At 39.2% G+C, this 3,860-nt stretch carries 3 protein-coding genes; 2 read left to right on the forward strand and 1 reads right to left on the reverse strand.

All coding sequences use genetic code 11. The features are described from left to right. Positions 1-297 precede the first annotated feature (297 nt). On the reverse strand, positions 298-2,499 hold the full coding sequence (gene recQ / locus ABIQ28_RS01860; RefSeq protein ID WP_348035053.1) for a DNA helicase RecQ: 2,202 nt from the start codon (positions 2,497-2,499) through the stop codon (positions 298-300). Positions 2,500-2,587: 88 nt separating this feature from the next. On the opposite strand from recQ, the gene ABIQ28_RS01865 reads away from it, so the two are divergent. Then, the gene (locus tag ABIQ28_RS01865) at positions 2,588-3,553 is read left to right on the forward strand and encodes a KpsF/GutQ family sugar-phosphate isomerase (protein WP_348035054.1); all 966 of its coding nucleotides are present in this window, start codon (positions 2,588-2,590) and stop codon (positions 3,551-3,553) included. Beyond that, the coding region (locus tag ABIQ28_RS01870; RefSeq protein ID WP_348035055.1) for a twin-arginine translocase subunit TatC at positions 3,553-3,860 on the forward strand (308 nt) is incomplete at its 3' end. The genes ABIQ28_RS01865 and ABIQ28_RS01870, both read left to right, overlap by 1 nt.

The raw sequence follows: 3,860 nt of genomic DNA on the forward strand, positions 1-3,860 counted from the left end.
TCCGTGTAAATCCGTGAAATCTGTGTCAGCAGAGTTCTAGAGTATAATGACGCAAAGGAAAAAGGCATTAAGAATGAGGGATTAGGGATTAGTTGCAACTAAACAATAATCAAAAAGCTCTGCGTACCTCAGTGTAATCTCCGCGCATCTCTGTGTATTAAATATTTATAACACCTAATGGTAACGACAGTCTAAGCAAGTAGATCTTATGACTGCAAACTGCCAACTGAAGTTTGCCAACTGAAGACTGCCAACTGAAGACTGCCAACTGAAGACTGCCAACTGAAGACTGATCACTTAATTCGCTACGTCACTAATAAATTTAATACGGTATAATCGTAATTCTTCATCATCGTAATCGCCATCAAAGACATCTATCGCCACATCGATTTTATCAGTTTTTGAGTCCATAAAATAATCATGGATTTCTTCTTGCTGCTCCTCATCTAAAATATCATCGATCCAGTAATTAATATTCAATTTGGTTCCTGAATAGACAATCGCCTCCAACTCCTTTATGAAATCCCTCATACTCATCCCTTTAGCGGACGCAATATCATCTAAAGGCAATTTTCGATCAATATTTTGAATGATATAAAGCTTTAAAGCGGAGTTCATTCCCGTGCTTTTAACCACCAAATCGTCGGGTCTAATGATATCATTTTCCTCAACATATTCGGCAATGAGCGCAATGAAATCTTTGCCATATTTTTTGGCCTTTCCATCCCCTACACCATGCACATTGCCTAATTCTTCTAAAGTAATTGGATATTTTAGGGCCATATCTTCCAAGGAAGGATCTTGAAAAATCACAAACGGTGGCACACCTAATTTTTTGGCATTACGCTTTCTTAAATCTTTCAACATGCCCATCAAACGTTCATCAGCTACGGCTCCTTCTCCTTTTGAAGCCGTTATGATGCTGTCATCTGTAGAATCATCAAACACATGATCTTCAGACATCATAAAAGAGTGTGGTGATTTCAAGAAATCCCGACCACTTTCAGTTAATCGCAAAACGCCATAAGTTTCGATATCTTTTTTCAACAATCCAGCCACTAAAACCTGACGGATCATTGCCATCCAATAGCGTTTATCCTCATGTTGTCCAATTCCGAAAAACGGCATCGTATCTGTTTTATGCGACACAATCAAGGCGTTCGATTTTCCTGTGATCACATGTACTAAATCCTTTGATTTATATTTATCGTTCGTTTGGGCTACCGTATCCAATAAAATCACAACATCCTCCTGTGCTTCGTGCTGTTTTTTAGGAAAACGAACATTGTCATCCATATCGCCACCATCGCCAGTTTCGTTATCAAATTCTTCCCCAAAATAATGAAGGATGAATTTCCGTCTTGACATGGAACTTTCCGCAAAGGCAACCACCTCTTGAAGTAAGGCATGCCCTATTTCCTGTTCAGCCACAGGTTTACCAGACATGAATTTTTCTAATTTCTCAATGTCCTTGTAGGCATAAAACGCCAAGCAATGACCTTCGCCACCATCGCGCCCTGCACGTCCTGTTTCCTGGTAATAACTTTCTATACTTTTTGGAATGTCATGATGAATCACGAAACGCACATCGGGCTTATCAATCCCCATCCCGAAAGCAATCGTAGCAACGACCACATCCACGTCTTCCATCAAAAACATATCCTGATGTTTGACCCTGGTTTTCGCATCCAATCCAGCGTGATAAGGCACCGCTTTAATGCCATTGACCTGGAGAACCTGCGCTAATTCTTCAACACGTTTACGACTCAAACAGTAGATAATACCTGATTTCCCTTCATTTTGTTTTACAAATCGGATGATATCAGAATCTACGGCTTTGGTCTTTGGACGCACCTCATAATAAAGATTTGGTCTATTAAAGGAGGCCTTAAACGTATTGGCATCGGTAATGTCCAAACTTTTAAGAATATCTTCCTGAACTTTAGGAGTCGCCGTGGCCGTCAATCCTATAATAGGAATGTTATCGCCAATACGCTTTATAATATGTCTCAGATTTCGATATTCAGGTCTAAAATCGTGCCCCCATTCACTGATACAATGCGCCTCATCGACGGCCATAAAAGAGATTTTTACCGATCGTAAAAATTCAACATTCTCTTCTTTGGTCAAAGATTCCGGAGCCACATAAAGCAGTTTTGTAATCCCACTTTTAATATCCTCCTTAACCTGTTTAATTTCGGTTTTGTTCAATGACGAATTCAGTACATGGGCAACCCCATGATGTTGGGACACCGCTCTAATGGCATCCACCTGATTTTTCATAAGTGCAATTAACGGCGATACAATAATGGCTGTACCCTCCTCAATTAGTGCTGGCAATTGATAACACAATGACTTTCCGCCGCCTGTTGGCATGATTACGAAAGTATTTTCTCCTTTTACTAAACTCTTTATAACGCTTTCCTGAAGACCTTTGAATCTGGAAAATCCAAAGTATTTTTTTAGTTCTGCATGTAAGTCAATTTCTTCTTTACCCATTAATCCCTATTAGTATTTTATATACATTTGCATAGGAATAAAGATACTAAAATTCTTTACAAGCATCAAACCCAAAAATCAATAAATTTTGAATATTAAAAATTCCATCTTAAATACTGCTAAAAAAACCATCGACTTAGAGAGTTCAGCCATCTCCAATCTTGCCACTTTATTGACTGATGATTTTGCTAATGCCGTAGAACTCATATACAAATCAAAAGGCAGAGTCATTATTACAGGCATTGGAAAAAGCGCCATAATTGCCAATAAAATTGTTGCCACTTTAAATTCGACAGGCACACCAGCCGTTTTTATGCATGCTGCAGATGCCATTCACGGCGATTTAGGACTTATTTTGCAGGATGATGTGGTCATTTGCATTTCTAAAAGTGGAAATACTCCCGAAATAAAAGTGTTGGTACCCTTAATTAAGAATGCCAAAAACAAAATGATTGCCATTACCGGTAATATTACCTCGTTTTTAGGCCAACAAGCAGATTATGTTTTAAACACTTATGTTGAACAGGAAGCCTGCCCAAATAATTTGGCACCTACAACCAGCACCACAGCACAATTGGTTATGGGCGATGCTCTTGCTATCTGTCTGGTGGATTTAAGAGGGTTCTCAAGCAAGGATTTCGCAAAATATCATCCGGGAGGAGCTTTAGGCAAACGTTTATATATGCGCGTTAGCGACTTGTCATCCATGAATGAAAAGCCACAAGTAGGCTTAAACACGAATGTAAAACAGGTCATTGTTGAGATTTCAGAAAAAATGTTGGGCGTTACCGCGGTGGTAGAAAACAACAAAATCGTCGGCATCATCACAGACGGCGATTTAAGACGGATGCTTACTAAGAGTGATGCTTTCATCCACTTCACTGCAAAAGACATTATGAGTTCAAATCCCAAACGGATTGATGACAATGCCATGGCTGTTGACGCGAAAGAACTTATGGAGACCAATGGCATTTCTCAACTTTTAGTAGAAAACGAAGGTAACTATGCGGGTGTAGTACATATCCACGACCTTATCAAAGAAGGCATCATCTAATGGCAAAAAAAACCTCCAATGAGATGTCCTTTTTGGATCATCTTGAAGATTTACGTTGGCACTTAATCAGGATCACTTTAAGCATCGTTATTGCCGGAACTGGCGCATTCATTTTTTCAAGATGGATCTTTGACGTCATTATTTTTGGGCCAAAAAGTATGGATTTCCCGACTTATAAATATCTCTGTAAATTATCGACCTTTTTAAATGTCGATTCTACATTTTGCGCCGATGAATTTCCGTTCACCATTCAAAGTAGAACCATGGGAGGCCAATTTTCAGCCGATATATGGACGTCTATTTATGC

The organism is Gelidibacter sp. (assembly GCF_039916245.1).
Classification (GTDB): domain Bacteria; phylum Bacteroidota; class Bacteroidia; order Flavobacteriales; family Flavobacteriaceae; genus Gelidibacter.